Consider the following 258-nt stretch of genomic DNA (forward strand, 5'->3'; position numbering starts at 1 on the left):
TCGTGAACAGCCTGTTTGCAACCGCCTTCAGCACCTTGTCACCGATCTCGTGGCCGTATGTGTCGTTCAGCCGTTTGAAATGGTCGATATCAAGAATGGCGACCGAGCTTGGCACTTTCAGCCGCAGGCATTCGTTCACCAGCTTCGGGCCATTGTCGTAGAAATAGCGGCGGTTATAAAGGCCGGTGAGATAGTCGCAGGCTGCAGCGGCCCTCAACTGGCGCATCTGCGCCAGTGTTTCCGCATTGTTGGCGATGC

At 56.2% G+C, this 258-nt stretch carries 1 protein-coding gene; it reads right to left on the reverse strand.

What is annotated here, in order from left to right; genetic code table 11:
• Positions 1-258, reverse strand: a 258-nt coding sequence (locus EOD29_RS32980; protein ID WP_164764007.1) for a GGDEF domain-containing protein, incomplete at both ends; no start/stop codon positions are given.

Origin of the sequence: Mesorhizobium sp. M1A.T.Ca.IN.004.03.1.1 (assembly GCF_003997555.1) — a bacterium.
Taxonomy (GTDB): Bacteria; Pseudomonadota; Alphaproteobacteria; order Rhizobiales; family Rhizobiaceae; genus Mesorhizobium.